This window comes from Brevibacillus sp. NPDC058079, assembly GCF_042885155.1.
Classification (GTDB): Bacteria; Bacillota; Bacilli; order Brevibacillales; family Brevibacillaceae; genus Brevibacillus.
The window spans coordinates 1-1,196 of the sequence record NZ_JBHVSO010000040.1 but is presented as its reverse complement, the minus strand read 5'-3'; the positions used below and the strand labels follow the sequence as shown (position 1 = coordinate 1,196).

At 37.6% G+C, this 1,196-nt stretch carries 1 protein-coding gene; it reads left to right on the top strand.

Annotation, left to right across the window (positions count from 1 at the left end):
- Nucleotides 1–85 precede the first annotated feature (85 nt).
- Nucleotides 86–1,096 carry an IS1595 family transposase gene (locus ACFVS2_RS34590; protein WP_327952445.1) on the top strand — a complete coding sequence of 337 codons (1,011 nt, stop codon included), beginning with the start codon at nt 86–88 and terminating at the stop codon, nt 1,094–1,096.
- The last annotated feature ends 100 nt before the right edge of the window (nt 1,097–1,196 follow it).

The following is a 1,196-nucleotide window of genomic DNA, read 5'->3' as shown; positions in this document are numbered from 1 at the left end:
AAGGCTCTTTTCAGTAATATTGTTGCTCTTAGAGAGCCTGTGATATAATATCCCCAGAACATTTGTTTGTAGGGGGCAACTCACAATGAACTGGCAATCTGTATACGGTGATTTTAGTGATTTAACAAAGTCTGAGCAACATTCTTTGTTTCAGGCTATTAGAGATACGCTATTTCCAGAGCCAAAAGATGATATTACTAATATGGTTGGAGAAATTCGGGAAGTTCGTTTTAGCAATGGTTTGGCTTGCATCCACTGTGGAAGTGTCGGCATCAAACGAAATGGAAAGTATCGTTCCCGTCAAAGATATCTATGTAAGGACTGCGGGAAGACATTTAATGATATGACCGCCAGCCCTATTTCAGGAACACACCACCCTCATAAATGGCTGAAATACTTTCACATGATGGTTGAAGGCGTTACATTGCCTAAAATTGCAGAAGAATTAGAAATCCATATTTCAACTGCTTTCTATTGGCGGCATAAGTTATTAAACGCCTTGCGTTCTCTTGGGTTTGCGAAGCTAAGAGGTATCATTGAAAGTGATGAAACTTACTTTCTGGAAAGCGATAAAGGTAAAAAAGACATAACTCATCGTAAACCCCGAAAACGAGGAGGGAAAGCGAAGAAGCGTGGTATCAGTTCAGAACAAATAAGTATTGTTGTTGCTCATGACCGTAATGGTAACGTATTATCCAAAATGGCTGGGCGTGGACGAATCACTGCTGATGAAATCGACCAATCTCTTGATGGATTCCTTGATGAAGAAATTGTACTTTGTTCAGATTCAGCTACTAATTATAAAGCATTCGCTAAAAAGAAAGGCATACCACATGAGATTTTAAATGCCCATAAGGGCGTTCGTGTAAAGAAAGGTGTTTTCCATATCCAACACGTTAATGCCTATCATCAGCGGTTAAAGAAATGGATGGAACGCTTTAATGGCGTGGCTACGAAGTATATAGACAACTATTTGTTTTGGTTTCGTTTTTTAGAATTGCACAAGCAATTGGACAAAAATCTGCGAAGAAAAACAATGGTGTTGGAAGCTTGTAAACAAGTGAATTTTATGACAACAGCAACATTACGGGCATAAAAAAACCAGTTGATTGAGAACAACTGGTTCAATAAAAGTTTTATATTGGATATTCATTCAACCAAATAAATGCTTGTTCATAATTATCAAAAAATTTTAC

What these genes read in the sequence shown, in the direction of transcription:
- ACFVS2_RS34590 (WP_327952445.1), top strand. Translation starts at nt 86, where the DNA reads ATGAACTGGCAATCTGTATACGGTGATTTTAGTGATTTAACAAAGTCT.